We start from the raw sequence: 21,531 nt of genomic DNA on the forward strand, positions 1-21,531 counted from the left end.
CCCATCCTTGACAAGCAAATCATTGATCCATGGCCGCCGATATGTTGCGGCTGCCCTATTCTCAATACCGGTTGCGTTGCGAATATCAGATTAGTGCTAAAGCAGTAGACATACAAAGCGTAAAATACCGGCTTCCCGGGATCGCCGCCGCGATCCGCTATCTATCTGCTGCGAGACAGCGTGCCACTGATTCTGTTTAACAAGCCTTTCCAGGTGATGTGCCAGTTCTCCGCTCACGAGAGCAGGAAGACACTCGCCGACTATCTTGATATCCCCGGAATTTATCCCGCTGGCCGGCTCGATGCCGACAGCGAAGGATTGGTGTTGTTAACTGATGATGGGAAATTGCAGCATAGGATCAGCCACCCGCTCAGCAAGCAGCCAAAGACTTACATTGTTCAAGTGGAAGGTATTGCGTCGGATGACGCGCTGGCGCGTCTCGGCGGACCGCTCAATCTGGGCGATTTTGTCACGCAGCCCTGCGCAGTACGGCCCATCGAGCCACCAGGCTGGTTATGGGAAAGAGACCCGCCCGTACGACACCGGGCCAATCTGCCAACCAGTTGGCTCGCCATTACAATAGCGGAAGGAAAGAACCGACAGGTCAGGCGCATGACGGCCGCGGTGGGATTACCGACGCTACGTTTGATACGCATTGCTATCGGTCCATTTGCGTTGAGTACGCATCCCATTTGGCCGGGCGAATGGCGCGAAGTATCCACCTCGGAGCTGGACTGACACCGCTGCACGCATGCCTGGCGATCCCACGGCTTCTGATCAAGACGGCAGCACTTTCATGTCCAGCGCACGTTCGGCCAGCCAGATTGCAGCAAGCATCGCGATAAGAAACGATCCTCCAATGAGGACGATACGGCGGTAGAAAATCGTCTTACGAAGAAGATAGGCAAGGGGAAGAAAGCCGGCCACGATGGCAAGTTGCCCCGCTTCGACACCAACATTAAAGCCTACCAGTGCCAGCACCAGCGTGTCGCCCGGAAGGCCAAGATCGGATAGAACGCTGGCAAAACCAAAACCGTGGATGAGCCCAAATCCAAACGCCATCGCCCAGCGCCTGTCCCTGAACAGGGGAAATATGTTGTTAAGCGCCGCGATGACGACGGAGGCTGCAATGACCGACTCGACCCACCGTGATGGCAAGCTGACCACGCCAAGAGTGGCCAGCGACAAGGTGATTGAATGCGCAAGGGTGAACGCGGTGACGATTTTAAGTACGCTGAAGAAAGCCGGTTTCAGCCCATCGACGGCAAGCCATTTTCCTTCCCGCCGATAGACGACCGCGGGTAACAGGAGCGCGAGCAGAAACAGAATGTGATCGAATCCAATCCAGATATGCCACACGCCCTCGCGCAAGTAATCAACGAATTGTGCGAACTTCCCGACTGAACCCATCGCGAATTCCTGGTTTGCGCTTTCCGGCGTAAACACACCGGTCCGCGTAGAACCTTTGAATTCAAGTCGCAACAGTCCCTTGTGCTGTGGGTCGACATCGAACAGCAGTGAATACCTGGCCTGCAATCGCTCAATCGTCTGCTCGCAATTCGCACTGAATCGCAGCACTGCATAAGCGCCGTCAGTGTGATCGTCGATCAGGTGGTCGCTCACTTGTAGCGGGCAATCATGACCATCCGCAGCGACCGCCAGCCGTGAAAAGGCATAAGCCGCAATGTCGTTGTGCTTCGCCTTGACCTCGCCCCAGGTGATATTGGCGTCTCCGTCGGCATCAAGCCCAATCGCAAAATCGAGATCGCGTAGCGCAATATCCCATTGACCGTCGATCACCGACCCCGACACCTTCAAACTCAGGTAACTATCGCTCGGTTTATGGGCATAGGCACTGCAAGCGAATAACAAGCCGGTACATAACAGGAGCAGTTGCCGCATCATGGCCGGACTCCCCGCAACTGCTGTCCGAGTCGAAGGAGATGAGGATCTTCTATCTTGCTGTCATCCAGCCACTGCAGCACGGGCGTTGCCGATTCCCGATCCTTCATGGCGATAGCGGCGCGTAGAAAAATCTCCGCGTCCCGTGGCTCGCGTTGAACCTTCCAGTTTTCGACCGCCAGGCCAAGAGATCTTTTTGCATTGCCCTCGACATCCAGCGCAAAGCGCGCCTCTTCCTGCTGGTGCACGGTTTCTCCGCGCATCTGTGCAGCAGCGTAGCGGGCCGCAAGGGTATTCTCTAGTTCTTTCGCGGTTGGCAGTTTGAGCGCTCGCTCGGCAAACACCAGGCGCAGCAACAAGACGTCCGAGCGAGTCCGGTCCTTTAAGAGATTCACCACGTCGCCTGGTCGATTTTGCTGAAGCAACAGATCGGCATAGGCCGCCAACAGGAAGGTATCGGTAATGCCCAGCGAAAGTGCTCGTTTGAAATGCATTTCTGCGCGGTCGGCCCGGCCCTGACGCTCCGCCAGTTCGGCAAGGCGGATTTCAAGCCATAGTTTTTTACTGGGGATAAGAGATGTCGCGCTTTCAACAATGGGATTGAGTGCGGCATATGCAGGGCCGGCTTTCCCGGTGAGTCCGTCAACCATGGCTTCGCAGCCCTGTGCAATTAGCGGATCGCCGCTCTGGCGCAACGCGCGGCAATCAGCCATTCCCTGTAAATACCGAGCCTGCACGATATGAATGATGGCGCGTAACGAAAGCGCTTGCGAATTGCGCGGGTCACGCTGGAGCACTTCATCCAGGTCAGTGACCGCACCGCTGAAATTATGGAGGAATTGCCTGAGACTGGCGCGCAAGATCTGGATATCCACGGGTGGGGTTGGCATGTCCCACCATGGTGCCAATGCCGCCTGCGCATAGCCTAGATAACGCGGGTCGCCTTCTTCCGACACCATCTCATAATAGCGGCGCGCAAGTTTGACTGCGACTTCCGCGTTGCGCGGATCGCGCCTGAGCTCTCCCCTCAGTTGCGCCAGCTCGCGCGCTATCGGGTCGTTTGGTTTGAATGGAAGTCGCTCCAGCACCTTGGCGTTGGAATCGGGCACATAGGGTGCGGCGACGCCTTTCATGCAGACGAGCGACGCGACCAGCACTGCAAGAAGACGAGCGGCCATCAACGGATCCAAAAATAAGTGCCAAGGGAGCCAGTCCCCAAACTGAACACGCAGTACAAAGACTCGGGATCATAGCAACAATGACATCAATACGGCAATTAACCAAGTCGCCGGCAGGAAGTGATAATGATCCAAACTGCGATTCATCTACTCCGTATACGACGCAACCATATCAGCGGATGCGGCGGCCTAAAGATATTTAGGCAATCTCAGTGTTTTCGGTGTCAACCATTGCCGTTGATGGTCGTTAATTCCATTGATTCGACCGAATCACCGCGTTACTAACGTGTTAATTTGAAGGACTATAAAATGAAAAACCTGATCGCTGCTCTCGTTGCTGGTCTGTTCGCTGTTTCTTCCTTCGCCGCTAGCCACGCCGCTGCGCCGGCTTCGGCAGCGCCGGCACCTGCTGCTGCACCTGCTGCTTCGATGGACGCTCCGGCTCCCAAGAAAAAAGCCAAGAAAGCAAAAAAAGCCAAGAAAGCAAAAACCGCTGCTGCTCCGACCGCATCGAAGTAATCAACACTTCGGCACCAATCAAGGCAGGCTCGTCCTGCCTTTTTCTTTTTTATCGGCTAAGCTTCCTGTTTCCTCACTGTCCATACGTCCCATGAATCCAAGGATCTTCGTCCAGACAGCCGTAGCAGCACTGCTGTTTTCGGCTCTCCCAGTCGTCACCTTTGCCCAGCAGGCGCCACACTTTCCCACCATTTCGCTAACCGCCGGAATGCACGTCATCAAGGCGGAAGTCGCCGCACGCGATGCCGAGCGTCAGCAGGGTCTGATGAATCGCGAAAAAATGGGCGCCAATGAAGGCATGGTCTTTTTGTTCGACGCACCGGCGGGCGTCTGCATGTGGATGAAAAATACCCTGATTCCGCTCTCGGTCGCCTTCATCGATGAAAGTGGAAAAATCGTCAACATCGAAGACATGCAGCCGCAAACGACCGATTCACATTGCGCGAAAAAGCCGGTCCGTTATGCGCTTGAAATGAATCAGGGCTGGTTTAAACAGAAAAATATCAAGCCAGGCACCAAGATTGAAGGTCTGCCGAAGTAATACCAATCCCAACCTGTAACGTGACAAATGAGATCGATGGATTTTTTTGACTGGCAAGGCGCAGGAGGAGTCAATAGCGGGCTATTGACGACGGAAAAGACGCGATCTCATGGTGCGTTATGGGTGGGGATTGGTATAAGTACTAGTTACCGCGCCGAGTGTGCAGAGCGGTCCTATCGCAGGAACACAAATATGCTGCTGCGTACTGCGCTCATCTGCATGTTTCTGTGTGATGTCAGGTGACGATTGATCCTTGAACACTATCGCTGCCCTTTTGTATCGGGACTTGCAATAAGATCCAATATGGATAGACGAAAAAAACCCGCACAACACGTATGTCATGCGGGTTTTTCGTTAAATCTTAAGCGGCCGGCATCAAGCCGGCTCACAAGAAACTAATTAGGCCAGCGCCTTCAGGGCTGCAGCCAGACGGCTCTTATGGCGAGCTGCCTTGTTCTTATGAATGATCTTCTTGTCGGCGATACGGTCAATCGTCGAAACGGAAGACAGGAATACTTGCGACGCTGCGGCTTTGTCGCCTGCTTCAATCGCCTTGCGAACGGCCTTGATTGCGGTACGCAGGGTCGAGCGCTGGCTGGAGTTGTGTGCGTTTTGCTTGACTGCTTGACGAGCACGTTTGCGCGCTTGTGCGGTATTTGCCATGAATATTTCCTAATTCGAAATCGGACTGCGTTCGCGGATTGCGAGACAGAATTCTGTAAAGCTGCGGATTATAACGCAGATTTTAGGGATTGATCAATCATTCCCGCAGATTGTCCGCGATGGTCCGTTTGGCCCATCATTCCGCGGCAACAGATAAACCGGTTCGAGCCATCTGCCGTCGGGAAACCAACGGCTATAATGGCGCCCCATGAATCTGCACAAAACGCTAGCCACCGTCTCCGGCATGACCATGCTTTCACGTGTGACGGGGCTGCTCCGTGAACTCCTGTTCGCGCGGGCTTTCGGCGCATCGGCCTATACCGATGCTTTCAATGTTGCATTTCGTATACCGAACCTGTTGCGCCGGCTTTTTGCCGAAGGCGCATTCTCACAGGCGTTTGTACCAATTCTAGCTGAATACAAAAGCAAGAAAGGTGAAGCCGCAACCAAGGAATTAGTCGACCATGTCGCGACCATTCTTATGTGGGTTTTGTTGCTCACATGCATTCTTGGCATCGTTGGCGCACCGATTGTGGTCTATTTTATTGCGACCGGACTCCAGGCCGACCCGGACGCTTTTGACGCGTCAGTGCTCATGACCCGGATCATGTTTCCCTACATTGGCTTCATGGCCTTTGTTGCGCTGTCCGGCGGCATCCTCAATACCTGGCGCCAATTCCGCGTGCCGGCTATTACACCGGTGCTGCTGAATTTCTCTTTTATTGTTGCTTCGTTGTTCGCCGCACCATATATGCGCCAGCCGGTGTATGCGCTGGCGGCGGCAGTCGTGATTGGCGGCATACTACAGGTAGCGGTGCAGTTGCCCGCATTACGCAGGATTGGTATGTTGCCCCGCCTCGGCATCAACCTCAAGCTGGCCTGGAGCGACCCGGGTGTGCGCCGCGTCCTGCGCCAGATGGTTCCGGCAACCGTTGCAGTATCGGTTGCCCAGATCAGCATCATTATCAATACCAATATTGCATCCCGGCAGGTAAGTGGGAGCGTGTCTTGGCTGACCTATGCCGACCGACTCATGGAATTTCCGACCGCGCTGCTGGGTGTCGCGCTCGGTACCATTTTGCTTCCCAGCTTGGCCAAGGCCCATGCGGATGGTGATCCGGAAGAATATTCCTCTCTATTGGATTGGGGCTTGCGACTGACTTTCCTGATCGCCCTGCCATCGGCGGTCGGCCTGATTACGCTCTCCGAGCCCTTGACCGCCACCTTGTTCCACTATGGAAAATTTGACGTCGAATCGGTCAGGATGACAGGCCAGGCCCTGATTGCCTATGGCGTCGGATTGATCGGACTTATCCTCGTCAAAATTCTCGCTCCCGGCTTTTACGCGAAGCAGGATATACGCACGCCGGTAAAAATTGCCGTGGGGGTACTGATCGCAACGCAACTCATGAACCTGATGTTCGTGCCGCGCTTTGCCCATGCGGGGCTCGCGTTATCGGTAGGGATTGGCGCCTGCCTGAATGCCGGCTTCCTGTATTTTGGCCTGAAGCGACGCGGCATCTATACGCCAGCGCGTGGCTGGGGTGTTTTCATGCTGAGACTCTGCGGCGCCCTCTTCCTGCTTGCAGGCGTGGCCTTGTGGACTGCCGCGCAATTCAACTGGATCGCCTTGCAGGCCCAACCCTTGCTACGTGCTGGGGCATTGACCGTTGTCATGGCCGCCTGCGGCGTTACTTACTTCGGTGCACTGCTGGCGATGGGTTTCCGGTTCCAGGACTTCAAGCGTACGTCGAAGTAGCGTCGAATCCGAGGACAAGTCTTGCGCAGCCCGGCGATGGAATGCAAGAACATTTCCATCCTGTCCTTTAATTGACCGCAGCATGGTTTATTATGGTCCTTGTATGGTGATCCAATCCCTTGAATATTTCGCGTCCCTGGTCCAGCAAGACGATTCCATTCCGCTGTTTGAGGCGGCACTGGCCATCGCGCAGGACGTAGAACCCCAACTGGACTTATCAGCAACCCAGGCTGAAGTCGATATTCTTGCTGCAAGGCTGCAGCGGCGACTGGCAGCGGATGCTTCCAATGTACAGAAGCTGCGCCTGTTAAATCATTTCTTTTACCGTGAGCTTGGGTTCGCCGGCAACGTCAATGACTATTACGACCCCGATAACAGTTACCTGCACCGCGTGATCAAGACCCGTCGCGGGATTCCGATTTCCCTGGCGGTGCTTTACATGGAGCTGGCACAGCAAATCGGTTTGAACGTCAAAGGGATTTCCTTCCCGGGACATTTCCTGATGAAGCTGTCCGTGCAATCGGGTGACATAGTGCTTGATCCGTTCAACGGCGCCAGTCTGTCACGCGAAGAGTTGGAAGAGCGGCTTGAACCGTATTTCGAACAGCAGAGTTATCCAGGTGCTATTCCACTCGCGTATTATTTGCATGCCGCTCACCCGCGTGAAATTCTGGTACGCATGCTACGTAATCTGAAGGCTCTGTTCCTTGAGCATATGCGTTGGCAGCGCCTGCTTGGCGTACAGCAGCGCCTGTTGATCTTGTTGCCGGATGAGGTCGCCGAGCGACGCGACCGCGGGCTCGCGTATGCCAATCTTGAGTGTCCCCAAGCTGCATTGGATGACCTTGAGGCTTATCTCGCTGAGCGACCACATGCGCCGGACGCCGAGATGCTGCGCGAAAAACTTCCCGAGCTGAGAGAGGCAAGCAAGCGGCTCAACTGACCACTGATCATTGTGCACAGTTAACCCCAAGTCCCCATACCGATTGCGCATTGCCTATTCAGGCTTTGGATTTAGCCTCGATCGCTTCCCATTTTTCCAGGTTTTCCATCAACAGTTCATCAATCTCGGCAAAGCGCTGGTTGAGACGCTTCACCTCCTCTGGTCGCTGACGATATAGCTCGGAATCGGCGAGCTGCTCCGAGATGGTTTTCTGTTCGGCCTCCAGGGAAGCAATTACACCGGGCAGAGTCTCTAGTTCGCGCTGCTCCTTGTAGCTAAGCTTTTTTGCCTTGCTAGCACTGGAGGCATTCGTGCTATTCGCGGCCGCTGGTGTCTCCCTAACTACGGGTTTCGTCTCAGATTTTAGTGCTGCCTTCGCCGACGCCGCCACTGTATCGCGCACGCGCTCCCAATCGGTATACCCACCCACGTATTCGCGCCACATGCCCTCACCTTCAGCGACGATCACCTGGGTAACCACATTATCGAGGAAAGTGCGGTCGTGGCTGACCAGGAATACGGTCCCACTGTACTCTTCGAGCAATTCTTCCAGCAGTTCGAGCGTATCGATGTCGAGGTCGTTGGTCGGCTCATCGAGCACCAGCGCATTGGCAGGCTTTGCAAACAGGCGGGCTAGCAGAAGACGGTTGCGCTCGCCACCGGACAAGGATTTGACCGGCGATCGCGCGCGCTCCGGTGCAAACAGAAAGTCCGAAAGGTAAGTCATTACGTGTTTGCGCTGGCCGTTGATTTCAACCCAGTCACTACCGGGTGAAATCGTGTCCGCGAGGCTCGCTTCTTCATTGAGTTGCGCACGCATCTGATCAAAATAAGCAACTTGCAGGCGCGCACCTTGTTTCACCGTGCCGCTATCGGGCTGCTCTTCACCGAGAATCAGTTTGAGCAAGGTAGTCTTGCCTGCGCCGTTTGGCCCTATCAATCCGACCTTGTCGCCGCGCATGATGATGGCATTGAAATCCCGTACGATCACCTTGTCACCGTAACGCTTGCTGATATCGACAAGCTCTGCAACGATTTTCCCTGAGCGCTCGCCCGCCGACACATCAAGCTTGACCTGCCCTTGCTGATCGCGTCGGGCACTGCGCGTCCGGCGCAATTCTTCGAGACGCCTGACCCGCCCTTCGTTACGCGTGCGGCGGGCTTCCACCCCCTTGCGAATCCAGACTTCTTCCTGCGCGAGAAATTTGTCAAATTTCGCGTTCTCAATTGCTTCAATTTCGAGCTGCTCCGCCTTGCGAGTCTGATAGGCGCTGAAATTGCCCGGGAAGGACAGCAGCCTTCCACGGTCGAGTTCAATGATCCGCGTCGCGACGTTATCGAGGAAGGAGCGGTCGTGAGTAATGAAAAGGATGCTGCCCTTGTAATCGCGCAATAGCCCTTCCAGCCACAGGATGGAAGTGAAATCCAGGTGGTTGGTGGGCTCGTCGAGTAGCAGCACATCCGGCGCGCCAACGAGTGCACAACCAAGCGCCACGCGTTTCTGCGTACCGCCGGAAAGCGTGCCCATCAAGGCATCCTTGTTCAGGTTCAGGCGATCGAGAATGGTTTCCACGCGATTGCCAATACTCCAGGCATCTGCCGCGTCAAGCCGGACCTGAATGGTATGCATGCGGTCCATGATCGCATCATCATCGGTGCCGCCCAGACTGGTCGCCAGTTCGTTGTACTCGTTAAGCATCGCAGGCAATTCGCCAAGTCCGGAGGCGACCGCGTCGAACACCGACATCGCGTCCTCGAAATGCGGTTCCTGTTGCACGTAAGCGATTTTGATGCCTTGCTGCATGACTAGCAGGCCATCGTCCAGTTTGGACATGCCGGCAATGATTTTCAGGAGAGATGACTTGCCCGTGCCGTTGCGGCCGATCAGGCCGACCCGTTCGCCGGCTTCCAGCGCGAATTCTGCATGATCAAGCAAGGCCACATGGCCGAACGCCAACTGGGCATTTGAAAGAGAGATGACTGCCATAGGAAAATGCGGTTGCAGCGGTGCGCGAAAAGCGTCCGCAAAATGAGAAGAAGCACGCATTGTACCCACTACTGCTGCAGGACAGGCATTTCATGCCCGGTCTCGGCTATAATCTCGGGCTGATGCAGTTCACTGCATCAATACCCGCGTGTCTCGCCGTAGTTCAAGGGGAGGATATCCGCACCAGTACTGGCTTAGCGCCGACCTCGTATCACTTCCGTATCACCGATAACTTGAAGCAAGAGAATGAAGAACCAGTTTCCGCGCGGAATTGGGATGATTTTTGCCGCCCGTTCTGCACCCCTCTATATATAGAGAGAGGCTGCACGAGGACTAAGAGGATGGGGGATTCGAACAACCGCTGAGCCGAGCATTTTTATGCGGCTTCCAGAAAAATGCTGGCAAAACCGTCATTCCAACGGTTACCGGCGCGACTGGCGGTCTGTGCACCGCTTCCATATATCGTTCAGGACGGCCCAGTCGTCATCCGATGGATACTCCACCGGCCAATGCGGCCAGTTCAAGATTGGCGGTCGCTTTGGATCTGCATACGGCCGACTATGAGTATTCTTCTGAAATGAAGACGTGGAAGTCTTTCGGTTCCAGGCTGCATCATTGATATGAATTTCCTCTGCAGTTTCCAGCAATGGCTCCCATTGCGTAACCATATATTGACGGTCAGCGTAACCGAGTGGCATTTTCCACCCCGAGAGATGCCACTGCCCATTGAGTCGATAGCGAATTGTGTAGCAGACAACAGTTTTCATGGCTGAATATACTGTATAAACATACAGTATATTGTAAGCTCAAGAGAATGCCAGAGACTAGTTCTCTCGACTGAGCTTTGACGATCGCCGGTATTCCCAAGGTGGTATTGGATCGCTGTCGCGCCAGAGTCCTACGCCCGCATTCCGGCTTTTCTCCTGTAATGCAGGCAAAGACTGGTCCTTGTTATAGCGCGGATACACCCATGCCATCCCGCGTTCAACCTGGGCGCGATTGACCTCTACGCCACCACAAGTCACAACCGCGACAGTACGGCCGTACCGGTCAATATCCTGCGTTTCGTAGGTCGCACCCTTGCCCCAGCAGAGGTCAGAAAGCGACTCCTTCGAGCGCTGGCCGAATGGCTGCGACTTCTCTGGTGCGTCGATATTGGCGAGGCGGAGCTTTACCGGCTTGCGATCCTGTAGAACAGTGAGTGTGTCCCCGTCTGCTATGCCGATGACCTGATAGCCGCTGATGCGGGCAACATCTGCCGGCCGGGGAATTGCATTCCGTTGCCCAGTAAGGCGCTCTGCTTCTTGTGGACGCTCGACCATTTGCCCGAATGCGGACGACGACAGCAAGAGGAAAACTAGTGCGGAGATTTTCATTCGGGCATTATGCCTCTATGCAGGAACGTCTGCCGGTTTGTTGTAGTGCAACCAGCCAAACATCCGCACGCCAATCCACATTGGCCCGCGCCGCCAGGCTGAGATACCGGACACCTTCATTGCTTCGGCAAGCACATCGTCAGCAACCTTCCGGCTGACCTCCTGCGTGGTGTAAAGATAGTCGTGCACCACCGCTGCGGCGTCGCCCACACCACCAAACAGTAAGTAGGCAACCGGCAGTCTTGGGACCGACGCGAGGTCAGTCTCGAAGCCGGTCGGCACGATGAAGATGCGCCCTGCTACCTCGGATTCGTAGACAAGCGGCGCATCGAGTCTCTTATGCTCACCATCGGCACTGATACCCAAGTGCAAATCCGTCAAGAAGCGGGACGTCATTTTGATTCGCCGGATTTAGATGCACGCTCCACGTCGGCGAGCACGTTATCAGTTGCGTAGGATGCGGCCCATTGAAATCGGACATTGGCGCACCCCGCAAGCGCTATCAGCACGGACAAGATCAGAATATTTCTTTTCATTGTTATTCTCCGAAGTCAGAAAGCGGCACGGTCTGCCCAGCCAAACGATGAGTACAGTCCGACAAGAATTGAATCTGTCCATCGGTCACGAAGCTGTGGCAGATCCGACATTCGAAATCCCGGGTTTCGTCAGGATGCTCAGCGTAATAGGTACACCAGCACGACTGCTTGTCTTCATAACCAGGAATAAAGTGCCCAGTGCGAACCAGGACAGAGGGCGTGAAAGTTGGCCTGTCGCCGTCGCCGTTGAATCCCCATGTCGGCCGATTGCCGCACGCCTCGACGTACACCACATGCGTCTCATTGCACCCAGGGCACTGAAAAGCGACAGCGCCGCCACTCAACTGGCGAAGTTTGGAGCCAAGCGCACTCATCAGCCTTCCTCCATCATCTTGGCCAGACGCTCAGCGCGCGCACCAACCTGCTTTGCCCACGACGAATCGCGCATGCCGCGCGCCGCAGCACGGTAGTCGCCCCGTTGCATCGACGCCAATGTGTTTCGGAAAGAGAGCAGGCCACGCGTCGAATTGCCGATACCCATGTTGAAGCACATGTTTGCCAGCACGCGCTGCCGCCGCTCGGACATCGTCCGCCACCAGGGCAGCGCGGCATCGAGCTGGGCGCAGACGCGATCAATGTCATTCTTCAACAGATACCGAGCCTCGTCGGTGCTAATGCCAACGTCCTCCAGGTTTCGGCCAATGCCGATGGTCAGCTTGCCAGCGGTGCAGTGATAGGGCTTTAGCTTCAATGCTTCGTCGACAATTAGTTCCGACGTGAGATTTTCGATATTCATTTGTGCCATCCCTGAGTAGAGAGCATCCAGACCACCAATGCCGCGAGCCCAGCCGAGCAAATACCCCCCAGCGTCCATTTCCCTAACGTGGCAAACTGTTTATCCAGCCACTCTGAAATTGCCTCTTTGAGGATTTCCTTTTGGAGGTCTTTATCGATGTTTGGCATTCCAGGCCTTATTGTTGATGGCATTAACAAACCCGCCGAAGTGAGTTGGTCGATTTACAGCTGGTCTTGCGTAGGTGGATCGGGAAGTTCGGCCAGCAGCTCAACGTCGGATGGGATAGTCCTGGTGCCTGCCTTCACCGCATTGAGGATGCCTGCTGCTGTCACCCATACCAGGGAGCGCCAAGCCCGCAACGCCCTGCCCTCATTCATGAACCGCTCTACTGCCGGCTCCTCGGCATAGCTGATCGCGTGTAGGATGGGCGAGACGTCCGGACGGTTCGGGTCGCCGTAGCCAAATGAGCGCGCCACAGTGTCCAGATGGGTCTGCACTACGTTGTCGTAGTACTTTACTTGCTCTGCTGCGACTTGATCGGGCGTTGGCGCACTCGCGGCCCGTTCGGCCAGAAATGCCGCTTCCTCTTCCTGCGTCATGTCGACCAATTCACCGTCCGCTAATTTTTTGAGTGCCATGATTACACCGCCTTTCTTACGCCATAGAGTTTGAATGTGCCGGCGCTAATTAGGCCGGTATTAAAAGCGAACCGGATAGCGTTAATCGCAGAGTTAGTCTGAATACTTCCCGACCCGGCGGTGACGTATGTGTTTGTTGCGCTCATCATTTGCGTAGCTTGCGTTGTGAGCAATTTTGAAGCTGCAGTATTTGCAAGATTGAACAGCTTAACTGTTCCCGCATAGCCGCCATGCGAAACCGTGGTCGATGCTCCGTTCGCAGCTCCGATCAAGATAGACGCGGTTCCCCCGCTATTCCCGCTAGGAGTGCCGCCTGGCTGGCACCACATAGTCCCCGAACCGTAACCGTCCGTCATAAAGGACGCCCCGCCGTTTGTCGATGCCAGAAGCCTGAACGTAGCACCTACCGTATCGGGTACTACGTTAAAAAACTCGACGATGTATTCGTCGTATGTCGAATCAATGTACTGAGTGAAGTCGACAGTAGCGACAGCACTTGACACCGTCGCCGTCGCCAAACATGTCAGGCCGGCTGCAACCGTTGGCGCTACAACAGCCTGCCCGCTTGCCTTCGTGTAGTGCATGCAGCGCACGTTACCGGCGCCGTCACCACGGAATGTTGCCCGATCACCGGCCGCTGTCGTAATGTTCGCGCCACCCGGCAAAATCAGCGTAGTAGCGTGGTGCGTCAGCGTCAGGACGCCATCGAACACCACGTCACGCTCAGCACCAGAAGCCAGCGTAATGGCCGTGATAGTCGTCGTACCGGTGATGTGCACCAGGTTGCCGGTTGCAGTATCGAGATTGACCGTCGCGGCGCTGGCGATATTGGAACCCTTGATCTCATTGATAGCGCCAGTGGCGGTGCCAATCAATGCACCAGGTGCGCCCCGGACGCCAGCGACCGATATATTCCATGCCGCCTTGGTTCCAGATCCACCAATATCAGTGACGGCGATTTCGAGAGACGTCCCCGAATATGCGGTGACCGTACCGGCCATGTAATTTGCCGCGTTAGCCTGGTCCACAGCAATAATTGGCACACCGACGCTGTACTGCTTTCCGGCCTGCGTCGAAAAGGTTTTGGATCCGGTGCCGATGGCAAGTGATGTCGTGCTGGTGCTGGTCACCATCGATGTCGTTGCTGACAGAGCCGCCGCTTCAGCTGCAGCACGGTCAAGCCCAGTTTGCGCCCTGTCTTGCCCCGTCGCCACGCGATCCAATGCGACCTGTTCGGCATCCTCCAATACCTGGGTTGCTAGTGCATTGACAGCGGAGGCCAGCGCATTGGCCTGCCCTGCCCATGTATTCATCTCTGTGACGCGCGCCGGCAAGGCCGTCCCGAGCAACTCATCTGCGCGAGACGCAAATGACAACGGGTCGGATGTGGAGGGTGGCGTTCCGAGGGAACCGATATTTTGTGTGATTGGCATTAGATTTCCTCAAGTTCAAGACTGACTACTGCGCGCTGTGTATGCTTCAAATTGATGCTGAATCGCTTATAGAAGCCGAGTATTAGCAGAGCTTCGAAATAACCATCTCCGCTGTCGGAAAGGCCTGCCCAGTACGCCGGCACACCGTTCAATGCGTCGCGCAGCGCCCGTACACGATTGACCCGGCTTTTCTCCAACCAGATCGCCTGGACAGTTTTAGGAACGTTGCGTCGCTGGACCATCGCGCTCGTACTACCGTCGAAATTGCGTGTCACCGTCGAGAAGTTGAGCACGTCAGATTCGGCGTCATACTGGACGTCGCCAATGTATTCGCAGGATCCGAGTACACAGGCGCCGCACTCAGCATTGCCGGATGTGGCGGATATCTGGACCGTGATCACGGCATTCGTGTACGGCGGCAAGTCGAACAGTGCGAAGGCCTTTTTGGTACTGAAAGGCCGGAAAAAGTAGTCGTACCAGTCCGCCACCTCACGGGTATTCAGGTCTTCCGTGTGCGTATAGACGTCGACACCGTCGCTGGTTACGGTCACGACTGCAGAGTTGCCGACCAGCCCGGAGAAACCGATGGAGTCGGCCCGCACACCAGGCGTTACAACTGCCGTTATCGACCCGGGCTGCACTGTCGCGGTGTTGCGCAGAATGTCGAACATTGCAAACTTATTGGTTGGGCCGATCTTCTGCCACTTGTCTTCCTTGGTCAGCGCATTCCCAGTATTGCTGGCGGCAAGTGATTCGTAGACCAGATGGTTCGTCGTGTCGATGACCCGGTCACCTTCCGCGTACGTGGCGGCGCCAGAGTAGACCTGGTACGTCTCCCCTAGGCTTGACCACCACGTTGGCGAACTGGCCGGTGTATGCCCGACATTTCCGTTCTGCAGGGACTTGTACACCGTGATCAGCCCGGCACTGCCAGCAACGCTCGCAGTTGTGCCAGCTGCATAAGTCGTCCCCGAAGCGTACGCTGCAGGGGCGGTTTCCACGGCCGTGCTGCTGGTCAGCCGCGCATCGGTAATCGCAAGAGGCGGAATAACGTTCATGCGGCCACCTTGACATTGATTGAGTTGCCGTCAGGGGATATCCGGCGTAAGAACGCTTCCTGCGCGCTCACAGCTGTAGCGGTCCGGTCGGCAGATGCGCGAAGGGTGACAATCTCCCCGCGCAAGGCCAGAATCGCCGCCTCGAGCATCGACGTATTGCTGGCAGGCGCACGCAAACGGCTGAACAAGTCGTTTGTCATGCTGTTGCTAAGAATGGCGCTCGGACCAGTGACTTCCAGCTCAGGGCCGTTCTCGCCGACCAAGCGGAGTCCGCCCGGGTGGAATCCGCCAGATGCATAGCCTCGCACTGCCTTCACGCTGTCCTGGAACGATTGCTCAATATCGGCAATCGACTTGCCCTGGTTGAACTGATCAGCCCAGAAGGCGCCTCCCTCAGCTGTGAGGTAAGAGAAATCGCTGTATTTGGCATAAAGTGCTTCCACTGCCGACAACTGAGCAGTTCCACCTTGAGTCCCGGTGCCGTATCCCGCGCCACTACCGTAGCCGGCGCCGCCGAACGCGCCGCTGTTTGCGCCAATGCCGCTGCCTGGTGCTGTCGGGCTAACCGCCTTTGCAGCGGCAATAGCAGCGCCATAGGCGGCAAGCGCCGTCGATAAAGATTGCACGGACGTATCAATCCCATTCAGCGCGTCGATTTTTGCTTTCTCAAAGGCCAGCATGTCGTCGTAGTACTTCATGTCAGCTACATGCTGCTGTTCCAGCGAAGCCAGCGTTCTTTCTTCGATCGACAGTTGTCCGTCCGTAAGCTCCGCGAGCTCACGAATGTTGTTCGAATCCTTAATGTACTGGCGCTGGTATTCCTGAAACGTCGCGTACAGCTGCTCGGACGGCTGCGCAATGACCTCCAGCACCTGGCTGAGCGAATCCGCATCCGGGAGGACGCCGCCGGCACGAGCAATTGCCAGGGCTGTCGCGATCTGGGCGCGCGCAGCCGCTTGATCGGAGCCAAATTGCGACGACAGGCTACGACGGTCCAACGCCGAATTGAGGACGCTCGACAGACCTTTCAGCTTGTCAATGGTTTTCGTCAGCGGCTCGACGGCTGCTTCATATGCCTTCGTCGCTTTTTCGCGCTCCGCCTCGACAGAACGTTCCACGGCATCATAAGCTTTGCCGACCTGGTCTAATGCCGCAGCAAATTTGTCGTTAGCATTCTCGACAGTGTCTGCAGAGTCGTCGATCTTTTCCGCCGCATCGTCCAGTGCAGTTGCAGTCTTTTCCGCATAGTTGGCCAGCCGCAGGAATGGCTCCTGAATCCCTAACAGGTCGGCCAGTTTCTGAGGATCGGTCAGCGCACCCTTCACCAGCGAGGCGAAGTCGCCCTTTGTGATGTCGCCTGCAACACCATATTTCTTGAACACGGCAGCCACCGTTTGGGAGTCCGGCCGCAACTGCTCTGCCTCAGAAAGGAAGTTTTGCGAGAAGAAAGCCATCTTCGCGGCCAGCGGTTCCAGACCTCCCGCGAGGTCGATGACCTTTTGGCGTGCCACTTCGCTGGCTAGTCCGATTGCGCCGAACGCCGTCGACATATCCTGTCCAAGCATGTTTGCCACGGCGTTGGTAGCTGCAAAAGTGGTATTCAGGCGGGCAAACGTGTCAACGACCGTCTCTCCTTCCTTGCCGGCCACCCATAGCTTGTCAAAATCAAGCTGTTCCCCGAAGGTTTCCAGCATGCCGCTGGTTTCCGCCAACCGACCACCCAAGGTAAAAAGCTCGGTTGCGAACTGGGAAACCTTACCTTCACTGCCCTCCATCCCCTGCACCGCAAACCGGTATCCGTCGAATATATTGAGCATGTCTTCGATATATGGATCCAGCGCCGAACGGATACGGGTCTGGCTGACGATATTGCTTTCCCCATTAGGACGCCCGGCTTCACCGTCGATGGTGTTCGTCCAGTAACGGCTGGAGGCCTGCTGCGCGGTATCGACGCTGGTGCGGAAATTGTCGACGAAGGCCAAGGCCATGCTGTCTGACATGCTGGACAGCAATCTCTGGATTTCCTTTGTCTTCCCTTCCTCATCGAAGTCAGCAAGGGCGATACGGAATGAGTAATTAAAACTGTCCAGCACGTCGGTACCAGCGCCAGTAACTGCACCGAGCTGGTCAAAGCCGGTGCGCATCGCGTTGACCGCATTGCTGAAGGTGTCGTTAATCTCCTTCGGCAAGTCGGACACATCAGTTTTGCTGCCGCGCAGTGAGCTTTTCTTAAACTGGTACGAATTACCGATGAACTCGTCACCGGTCACGCTACCTAGGAAGCCTGACCCAACAGTCTTGTAACTGAGCAGCTTCTTCCCGATTGCGATCGCGGCAAGCACCGCGGCGATGTACGGAGCCGCGGATGCAAGAGACGACAGCGCGCTGCTGCCTGCCGCACCGCCAGCCTCAACCAGGGCTGTAGACGCAACAGGTGCGCCCATACCTCCGCCGGAAAGGCCCATCGAGGCCAGCGAGGTACTGCCGCCGATGCTGCCGGCGCCGGTTAGTCCCATCCCGGTATTGCCCAACCAGCCGGCAACGGTGTTGTACGCGCCACCCAGGCCGACTGAATCTGCCATACCGCCAAGGCCGCCCAGCTTGTCATACATCGACGCGGCGTTCAGGAGCGAATTGCCAGAGCTTGCCATGCCAAGCACGCCGTTTCCGCCGGCATTTGCAATACCAGGGACGCCGCTGACCGTTGCGCCGATGCTGAAGATCCACTTTTTCAGCGTCATCTGATAAAGCAGGTCCAGCAAGCCATTTTTCAGGGCATCGCGCAGACGGTCGAAAGCATTCTTGCCACTGTCGAAGATAGACACGAAGGTATCGTGCGCAGTGCGGTCGATGCTCTCAAACATAGACCGCCATTGAATGGCGTCATCCGTTTGCTTCAGGACCCCAATCAATTCCCGCTGCTTCTCGATCTGTAGCTGGAGTGATTGATATCCCGCGCTACCTTCGCGGTACTTCGCTTGCTCCGACTGCAGAGTAAGCAGGTTAATTTCTGCAATTTGGCTTTTATTCATACCAAGCTGCGTATACTCTGCCTGGGCGGCTTTCAGCGCCTCTCCGGATGCACGGACTGCATCGTTATAGCCTTGGGTCTGAGACTGGAAATAGTCGTCGATCGCATCCTGCTCTTTTCTTCTCAAATCTGTCCGAGCATCAGCAAGTTCTTTAGCCTGCTTGATCTGCTCATCTATGATCTTTTTGGAAGCCGGCTGAAGGGCAATGAGTTCCTTCACCGCTTCAATATATTCCGTCTCGGTAATTCGACCCTTCGCGCGAATGGCCTGTAAGCGGGTCAGCTGCTCCATGTAGTCGCCGTTCACGCCGGCGAGCTTGGCAAGCAACTTGGCTTGCTCATCTAATTCTCTTTTTGCGGCAGCAGCAGCGCTTTTTGCGGCTTCTTGTCCGGCGATGAATGCTGCGACGCGCCGTTCGTTTTCCGCCTTGGCGCGCGCCTTCGCGCGTTCAATTTCCGGATCTACGGCAGGTGCGGTCGGTTTCTCCAGCGTTTTCTGGAGAGCCTCGATTTGTCCCTTTACCGATGCAATCCGACCTTCTACGTCACTTTCACCGAATAGCAGCCGAGGAATAATGCCAACGAAGGGTGCTGCATCATTCTGACGCTTCTGCTCCTCAAGCTTATTAAGCTCCTCACGGAGTTTTTTTATCTTCTCCGTCGCACTGCTGAACTCGTCGGTGAAAAGGAATGCACCTAGGGCACCCATTGCCACCCAGGCGGCCGCAAGCTTGCCCTGCTCTTCATACGCGATCTTCACGGCGCCGGTAACGCTAACCAGCGCTGGCAGCATTTCTGCAGCGAGCTTTGTCCCGAGTGACGCAGAAAGCGCCTTCATCTCCGCCAGTTGGTCGTTCAGCTTGTCGGCATTGTCCGCCATGTCCTGCGTCACGCCGGACAGACGCTTGCCCTTGTCCACCATCTCGCCGATCTTGGTACCGCCTTCGGCCAACAAGGGCGCCGCAGTCTCCCAAGACTTTCCGAGAGCCTCGGACCCGAGCGCAGCGCGCATCTGAGGATCTTCGACAGCAGAGAATACGTCGGCCAGCTGCTTGAATGCCTCGATAGGGTCTTTTGCCGTCACCCCGAGTTTGGCGAACTTTTCGGCTTCCTTGCCCATGTTGACGGTCAGCTTATTGACCGCCTTTGCAATCCCGTCGAGATCGGCGCCAGATTGCTCAGCTGCCAGCTTCAGGCCCGCGAGCGTATCGACGGCGAGAGAGGTCTTTTTGCTCAGGTCATTGAGATTGTCCGCCGCATCGATAGACGATTTGATCATGCCGGCGAAGGCGCCAAGGGAAATTGAACCGCCGATGGCTGTCAGGGATGACAAGCTGTTGGCCACATCCTTGACGCGATCACCTACCTGCTTCATGCCGCCGACGACGGTCTGTACGCCGTCGATGCTCAGGCTGATCTTTGCTTGGGTCATTAACGCCTTCTTAAGCTATTCGTTACCGTGGGTACCATTCTTTGAGCGCTGCGCGCTCCATCACCCGGACGCCCCAGAACAGAGCTGCACGCTCGTCGTCCGGAATTTGTTGCATATCCATGCAGGCTTTCAAGCCAGCGTAATCCAGGCCAGTACGACGCCCGGAGACATCTTCGCGCCACTGTGTTTGCACCACGTTCCAGAGCTGGAAGGTCGGCACGCACTCTGGCCACAGGTAAAACTCTTCCTCTACTGTCACATCTTCGGGGTCTGCCGCCTGTAGGCCCCAAACCGCGAGAGCCTTGGACACTTCGTCCTCTGGCTCCGCTTCGTCTTCATCCGCACCAGGTACACGAAGATGTCCGCGTACCTGAAGCTGGGCGGCCCTTAGGAGTTTTTTTCCTTCGCCGAACACTCCTTGAAGTAAGCCTGATATGTCAGGACGGCCACGCCGGCGCAGGTAAGCATTACTTCGAACGCTTCCGGACTGAACGGCACCGGTTTCTTCTCATCGTCCACGACCAGCGTCTGGCCCTGCCAGTCGCGTGTGACCCTGCGCAGGAAGTCGCTGATGGTGCTTTCGCCGCCCTGTTGGATGGACTTGATTTCTTCGGTGTCCAGACGATCACAGATCAGGTGGAAGAAAAAGGAAGCGGCTTTGCCGGCGTCGTTCAATGTGAACTTGACCGGAACCCTGACGGTGTCTGCAACAGATAATTTGTACATTTTTATGGTTTTAAGAGTGGATCGGAGTACCGCGCTGCGATTAGACGCAGGCGAGGCGGATTTCGTCGTTGCCGGAGACCGGCACCAGACGCGCATCAAAGCCGACCAGGCGCTTGCCGTTCAGATCGACCTTGCGCGGATTGGTCAATTGCACCGCCGGTGCATGGACGATTAGCGAGAAGCCGGTTGCCGTGCCGATCGTGAAGCCCATGCTTTGCAGCGTGTTGGCCTTGACCGATGCCATCAGCGACACTTCCTGGGCGGCCGTCAGTTCCAGTTCGAGCGAGCCGGTGATTTCCCGATTGGTGATGTCGACGTCTTCCTTGCTGAGCAACGGGGTGAAATTTACGGCGTTGCCGAAGTTGAGTTCCAGGCCAGTGCTTGGGTAGGTTGTGCCGCCGCTCAAGGCACCGGCGGTGTACGTCGCGCCAAAAGTGATATCGACAACGTTGTCTTTTGTCATCGCAACCGGCTTTTTCCAGTTAGTCAGCGTGGTAGCTGCTGCTGTCGCCGCCGTCACGCCGCCGTCGACACCGACGAAGTCGAACTTCAGTGTTGGGCGCTCACCTGCCTTCGCCGACAGCATCACGTTACCCATGACGCCGAGCAGCTTGTGCAGCACGCCGTCGTCGTAGTAATAGATCGTGGCAGTTTTCAGGCCGGTGGAGACCGGCGTGTATTCGACGCGATCAGGAGTTTCAAGGATGCCTTCCGCCATCGCGCACGGGAGAATCGCATTGCCCCAGGCCGGCGCGATGTCGGCCGAGCCGGAACCGGAAAGGTCGCAGGTAAAGCTGACCTTGACGCTCGCCGGGCCCACCAGCTGCTCGTTAGCGCCAAAGTAGCCGCGGATGTACGGCAGGTCGATGTTCTGCGCATCCAGCGGCGTGATGGTCATTTCGCTGACGAGCATCGCATTGGCGGCGCCAGTCGGCACAGCATCGGTTTTTGGCGTCGTTTCTGGCTTGAGCAGAATGACGGTATTGCGGATATAGCGTGAGGACATGGCTTAC

The 21,531-nt window shown here is 56.1% G+C and carries 21 protein-coding genes; 5 read left to right on the forward strand and 16 right to left on the reverse strand.

Annotated elements, in window-relative coordinates; all coding sequences use genetic code 11:
- Positions 1–180: 180 nt before the first annotated feature.
- A complete protein-coding gene (locus ASE07_RS21315) occupies positions 181–738 on the forward strand; it encodes a pseudouridine synthase (RefSeq protein WP_057292842.1) in 558 nt (185 codons plus the stop codon).
- A gap of 39 nt (positions 739–777) precedes the next feature.
- On the opposite strand, the gene ASE07_RS21320 is transcribed toward ASE07_RS21315, so the two are convergent.
- Together ASE07_RS21320 and ASE07_RS21325 are read right to left on the reverse strand one after the other, a co-directional pair.
- Positions 778–1,905: a HupE/UreJ family protein gene (locus ASE07_RS21320; protein ID WP_200960998.1), complete on the reverse strand. Its 1,128-nt coding sequence runs from the start codon at positions 1,903–1,905 to the stop codon at positions 778–780.
- The gene (locus ASE07_RS21325; protein ID WP_057292843.1) at positions 1,902–3,080 is read right to left on the reverse strand and encodes a tetratricopeptide repeat protein; all 1,179 of its coding nucleotides are present in this window, start codon (positions 3,078–3,080) and stop codon (positions 1,902–1,904) included. The genes ASE07_RS21320 and ASE07_RS21325 overlap by 4 nt, the downstream gene beginning before the upstream one ends.
- A 309-nt stretch (positions 3,081–3,389) precedes the next feature.
- On the opposite strand from ASE07_RS21325, the gene ASE07_RS21330 reads away from it, so the two are divergent.
- Together ASE07_RS21330 and ASE07_RS21335 are read left to right on the forward strand one after the other, a co-directional pair.
- Positions 3,390–3,599: a hypothetical protein gene (locus tag ASE07_RS21330; RefSeq protein ID WP_057292844.1), complete on the forward strand. Its 210-nt coding sequence runs from the start codon at positions 3,390–3,392 to the stop codon at positions 3,597–3,599.
- Positions 3,600–3,690: 91 nt separating this feature from the next.
- On the forward strand, positions 3,691–4,140 hold the full coding sequence (locus tag ASE07_RS21335) for a DUF192 domain-containing protein (protein WP_057292845.1): 450 nt from the start codon (positions 3,691–3,693) through the stop codon (positions 4,138–4,140).
- A 399-nt stretch (positions 4,141–4,539) separates the two neighbouring features.
- Here the strand turns inward: ASE07_RS21335 and rpsT are convergent, their stop codons facing one another.
- The gene (rpsT, locus tag ASE07_RS21340; protein ID WP_057292846.1) at positions 4,540–4,803 is read right to left on the reverse strand and encodes a 30S ribosomal protein S20; all 264 of its coding nucleotides are present in this window, start codon (positions 4,801–4,803) and stop codon (positions 4,540–4,542) included.
- 208 nt (positions 4,804–5,011) lie between these two features.
- Here rpsT and murJ point away from each other — a divergent pair, with 208 nt between their 5' ends.
- Together murJ and ASE07_RS21350 are read left to right on the forward strand one after the other, a co-directional pair.
- Entirely contained in the window at positions 5,012–6,562 is a 1,551-nt protein-coding gene (gene murJ / locus ASE07_RS21345) for a murein biosynthesis integral membrane protein MurJ (protein ID WP_057292847.1), read from the forward strand.
- 103 nt (positions 6,563–6,665) lie between these two features.
- Complete coding sequence (locus tag ASE07_RS21350) at positions 6,666–7,505, forward strand: SirB1 family protein (RefSeq protein WP_057292848.1); 840 nt, start codon at positions 6,666–6,668, stop codon at positions 7,503–7,505.
- A 58-nt stretch (positions 7,506–7,563) separates the two neighbouring features.
- Here ASE07_RS21350 and ASE07_RS21355 read toward each other — a convergent pair whose 3' ends face one another.
- From ASE07_RS21355 to ASE07_RS21415, 13 genes are all read right to left on the reverse strand, one after another.
- Positions 7,564–9,492: an ATP-binding cassette domain-containing protein gene (locus ASE07_RS21355; protein ID WP_057293027.1), complete on the reverse strand. Its 1,929-nt coding sequence runs from the start codon at positions 9,490–9,492 to the stop codon at positions 7,564–7,566.
- An 824-nt stretch (positions 9,493–10,316) separates the two neighbouring features.
- A complete protein-coding gene (locus tag ASE07_RS21365; protein ID WP_235548561.1) occupies positions 10,317–10,868 on the reverse strand; it encodes a thermonuclease family protein in 552 nt (183 codons plus the stop codon).
- A 15-nt stretch (positions 10,869–10,883) separates the two neighbouring features.
- On the reverse strand, positions 10,884–11,264 hold the full coding sequence (locus ASE07_RS21370) for a DUF1353 domain-containing protein (RefSeq protein ID WP_057292850.1): 381 nt from the start codon (positions 11,262–11,264) through the stop codon (positions 10,884–10,886).
- A 142-nt stretch (positions 11,265–11,406) separates the two neighbouring features.
- Entirely contained in the window at positions 11,407–11,778 is a 372-nt protein-coding gene (locus tag ASE07_RS29980; protein WP_057292851.1) for a DUF6527 family protein, read from the reverse strand.
- Entirely contained in the window at positions 11,778–12,209 is a 432-nt protein-coding gene (locus tag ASE07_RS21380) for a glycoside hydrolase family protein (RefSeq protein ID WP_057292852.1), read from the reverse strand. The genes ASE07_RS29980 and ASE07_RS21380 overlap by 1 nt, the downstream gene beginning before the upstream one ends.
- Entirely contained in the window at positions 12,197–12,367 is a 171-nt protein-coding gene (locus ASE07_RS29055) for a hypothetical protein (protein ID WP_156396880.1), read from the reverse strand. Before ASE07_RS29055 ends, ASE07_RS21380 begins: the two co-directional genes overlap by 13 nt.
- A gap of 54 nt (positions 12,368–12,421) precedes the next feature.
- Entirely contained in the window at positions 12,422–12,838 is a 417-nt protein-coding gene (locus tag ASE07_RS21385) for a hypothetical protein (protein WP_057292853.1), read from the reverse strand.
- Between the two features lie 2 nt (positions 12,839–12,840).
- Positions 12,841–14,271 (reverse strand): hypothetical protein, encoded by a 1,431-nt coding sequence (locus ASE07_RS21390; RefSeq protein WP_057292854.1) that lies wholly within the window; start codon positions 14,269–14,271, stop codon positions 12,841–12,843.
- Positions 14,271–15,329 carry a hypothetical protein gene (locus tag ASE07_RS21395; RefSeq protein WP_057292855.1) on the reverse strand — a complete coding sequence of 353 codons (1,059 nt, stop codon included), beginning with the start codon at positions 15,327–15,329 and terminating at the stop codon, positions 14,271–14,273. Before ASE07_RS21395 ends, ASE07_RS21390 begins: the two co-directional genes overlap by 1 nt.
- A complete protein-coding gene (locus ASE07_RS21400; protein WP_057292856.1) occupies positions 15,326–19,792 on the reverse strand; it encodes a hypothetical protein in 4,467 nt (1,488 codons plus the stop codon). Before ASE07_RS21400 ends, ASE07_RS21395 begins: the two co-directional genes overlap by 4 nt.
- Before the next feature lie 22 nt (positions 19,793–19,814).
- Complete coding sequence (locus ASE07_RS21405; protein ID WP_057292857.1) at positions 19,815–20,207, reverse strand: DUF1799 domain-containing protein; 393 nt, start codon at positions 20,205–20,207, stop codon at positions 19,815–19,817.
- On the reverse strand, positions 20,180–20,518 hold the full coding sequence (locus tag ASE07_RS21410; protein ID WP_057292858.1) for a hypothetical protein: 339 nt from the start codon (positions 20,516–20,518) through the stop codon (positions 20,180–20,182). Before ASE07_RS21410 ends, ASE07_RS21405 begins: the two co-directional genes overlap by 28 nt.
- Before the next feature lie 40 nt (positions 20,519–20,558).
- The gene (locus ASE07_RS21415) at positions 20,559–21,524 is read right to left on the reverse strand and encodes a phage tail tube protein (RefSeq protein WP_057292859.1); all 966 of its coding nucleotides are present in this window, start codon (positions 21,522–21,524) and stop codon (positions 20,559–20,561) included.
- Positions 21,525–21,531: the final 7 nt, after the last annotated feature.

Source organism: Noviherbaspirillum sp. Root189 (assembly GCF_001428545.1).
Taxonomy (GTDB): domain Bacteria; phylum Pseudomonadota; class Gammaproteobacteria; order Burkholderiales; family Burkholderiaceae_D; genus Noviherbaspirillum.

Coding starts and splice junctions, on each gene's coding strand:
- ASE07_RS21415 (WP_057292859.1), bottom strand. CDS start 21,524: ATGTCCTCACGCTATATCCGCAATACCGTCATTCTGCTCAAGCCAGAA.
- murJ (WP_057292847.1), top strand. CDS start 5,012: ATGAATCTGCACAAAACGCTAGCCACCGTCTCCGGCATGACCATGCTT.
- ASE07_RS21385 (WP_057292853.1), bottom strand. CDS start 12,838: ATGGCACTCAAAAAATTAGCGGACGGTGAATTGGTCGACATGACGCAG.
- ASE07_RS29055 (WP_156396880.1), bottom strand. CDS start 12,367: ATGCCAAACATCGATAAAGACCTCCAAAAGGAAATCCTCAAAGAGGCA.
- ASE07_RS21390 (WP_057292854.1), bottom strand. CDS start 14,271: ATGCCAATCACACAAAATATCGGTTCCCTCGGAACGCCACCCTCCACA.
- ASE07_RS21380 (WP_057292852.1), bottom strand. CDS start 12,209: ATGGCACAAATGAATATCGAAAATCTCACGTCGGAACTAATTGTCGAC.
- ASE07_RS21355 (WP_057293027.1), bottom strand. CDS start 9,492: ATGGCAGTCATCTCTCTTTCAAATGCCCAGTTGGCGTTCGGCCATGTG.
- ASE07_RS21400 (WP_057292856.1), bottom strand. CDS start 19,792: ATGACCCAAGCAAAGATCAGCCTGAGCATCGACGGCGTACAGACCGTC.
- ASE07_RS21350 (WP_057292848.1), top strand. CDS start 6,666: ATGGTGATCCAATCCCTTGAATATTTCGCGTCCCTGGTCCAGCAAGAC.
- ASE07_RS21365 (WP_235548561.1), bottom strand. CDS start 10,868: ATGAAAATCTCCGCACTAGTTTTCCTCTTGCTGTCGTCGTCCGCATTC.
- ASE07_RS21320 (WP_200960998.1), bottom strand. CDS start 1,905: ATGATGCGGCAACTGCTCCTGTTATGTACCGGCTTGTTATTCGCTTGC.
- ASE07_RS21395 (WP_057292855.1), bottom strand. CDS start 15,329: ATGAACGTTATTCCGCCTCTTGCGATTACCGATGCGCGGCTGACCAGC.
- ASE07_RS21410 (WP_057292858.1), bottom strand. CDS start 20,518: ATGTACAAATTATCTGTTGCAGACACCGTCAGGGTTCCGGTCAAGTTC.
- ASE07_RS21325 (WP_057292843.1), bottom strand. CDS start 3,080: ATGGCCGCTCGTCTTCTTGCAGTGCTGGTCGCGTCGCTCGTCTGCATG.
- rpsT (WP_057292846.1), bottom strand. CDS start 4,803: ATGGCAAATACCGCACAAGCGCGCAAACGTGCTCGTCAAGCAGTCAAG.
- ASE07_RS29980 (WP_057292851.1), bottom strand. CDS start 11,778: ATGAGTGCGCTTGGCTCCAAACTTCGCCAGTTGAGTGGCGGCGCTGTC.
- ASE07_RS21335 (WP_057292845.1), top strand. CDS start 3,691: ATGAATCCAAGGATCTTCGTCCAGACAGCCGTAGCAGCACTGCTGTTT.
- ASE07_RS21330 (WP_057292844.1), top strand. CDS start 3,390: ATGAAAAACCTGATCGCTGCTCTCGTTGCTGGTCTGTTCGCTGTTTCT.
- ASE07_RS21370 (WP_057292850.1), bottom strand. CDS start 11,264: ATGACGTCCCGCTTCTTGACGGATTTGCACTTGGGTATCAGTGCCGAT.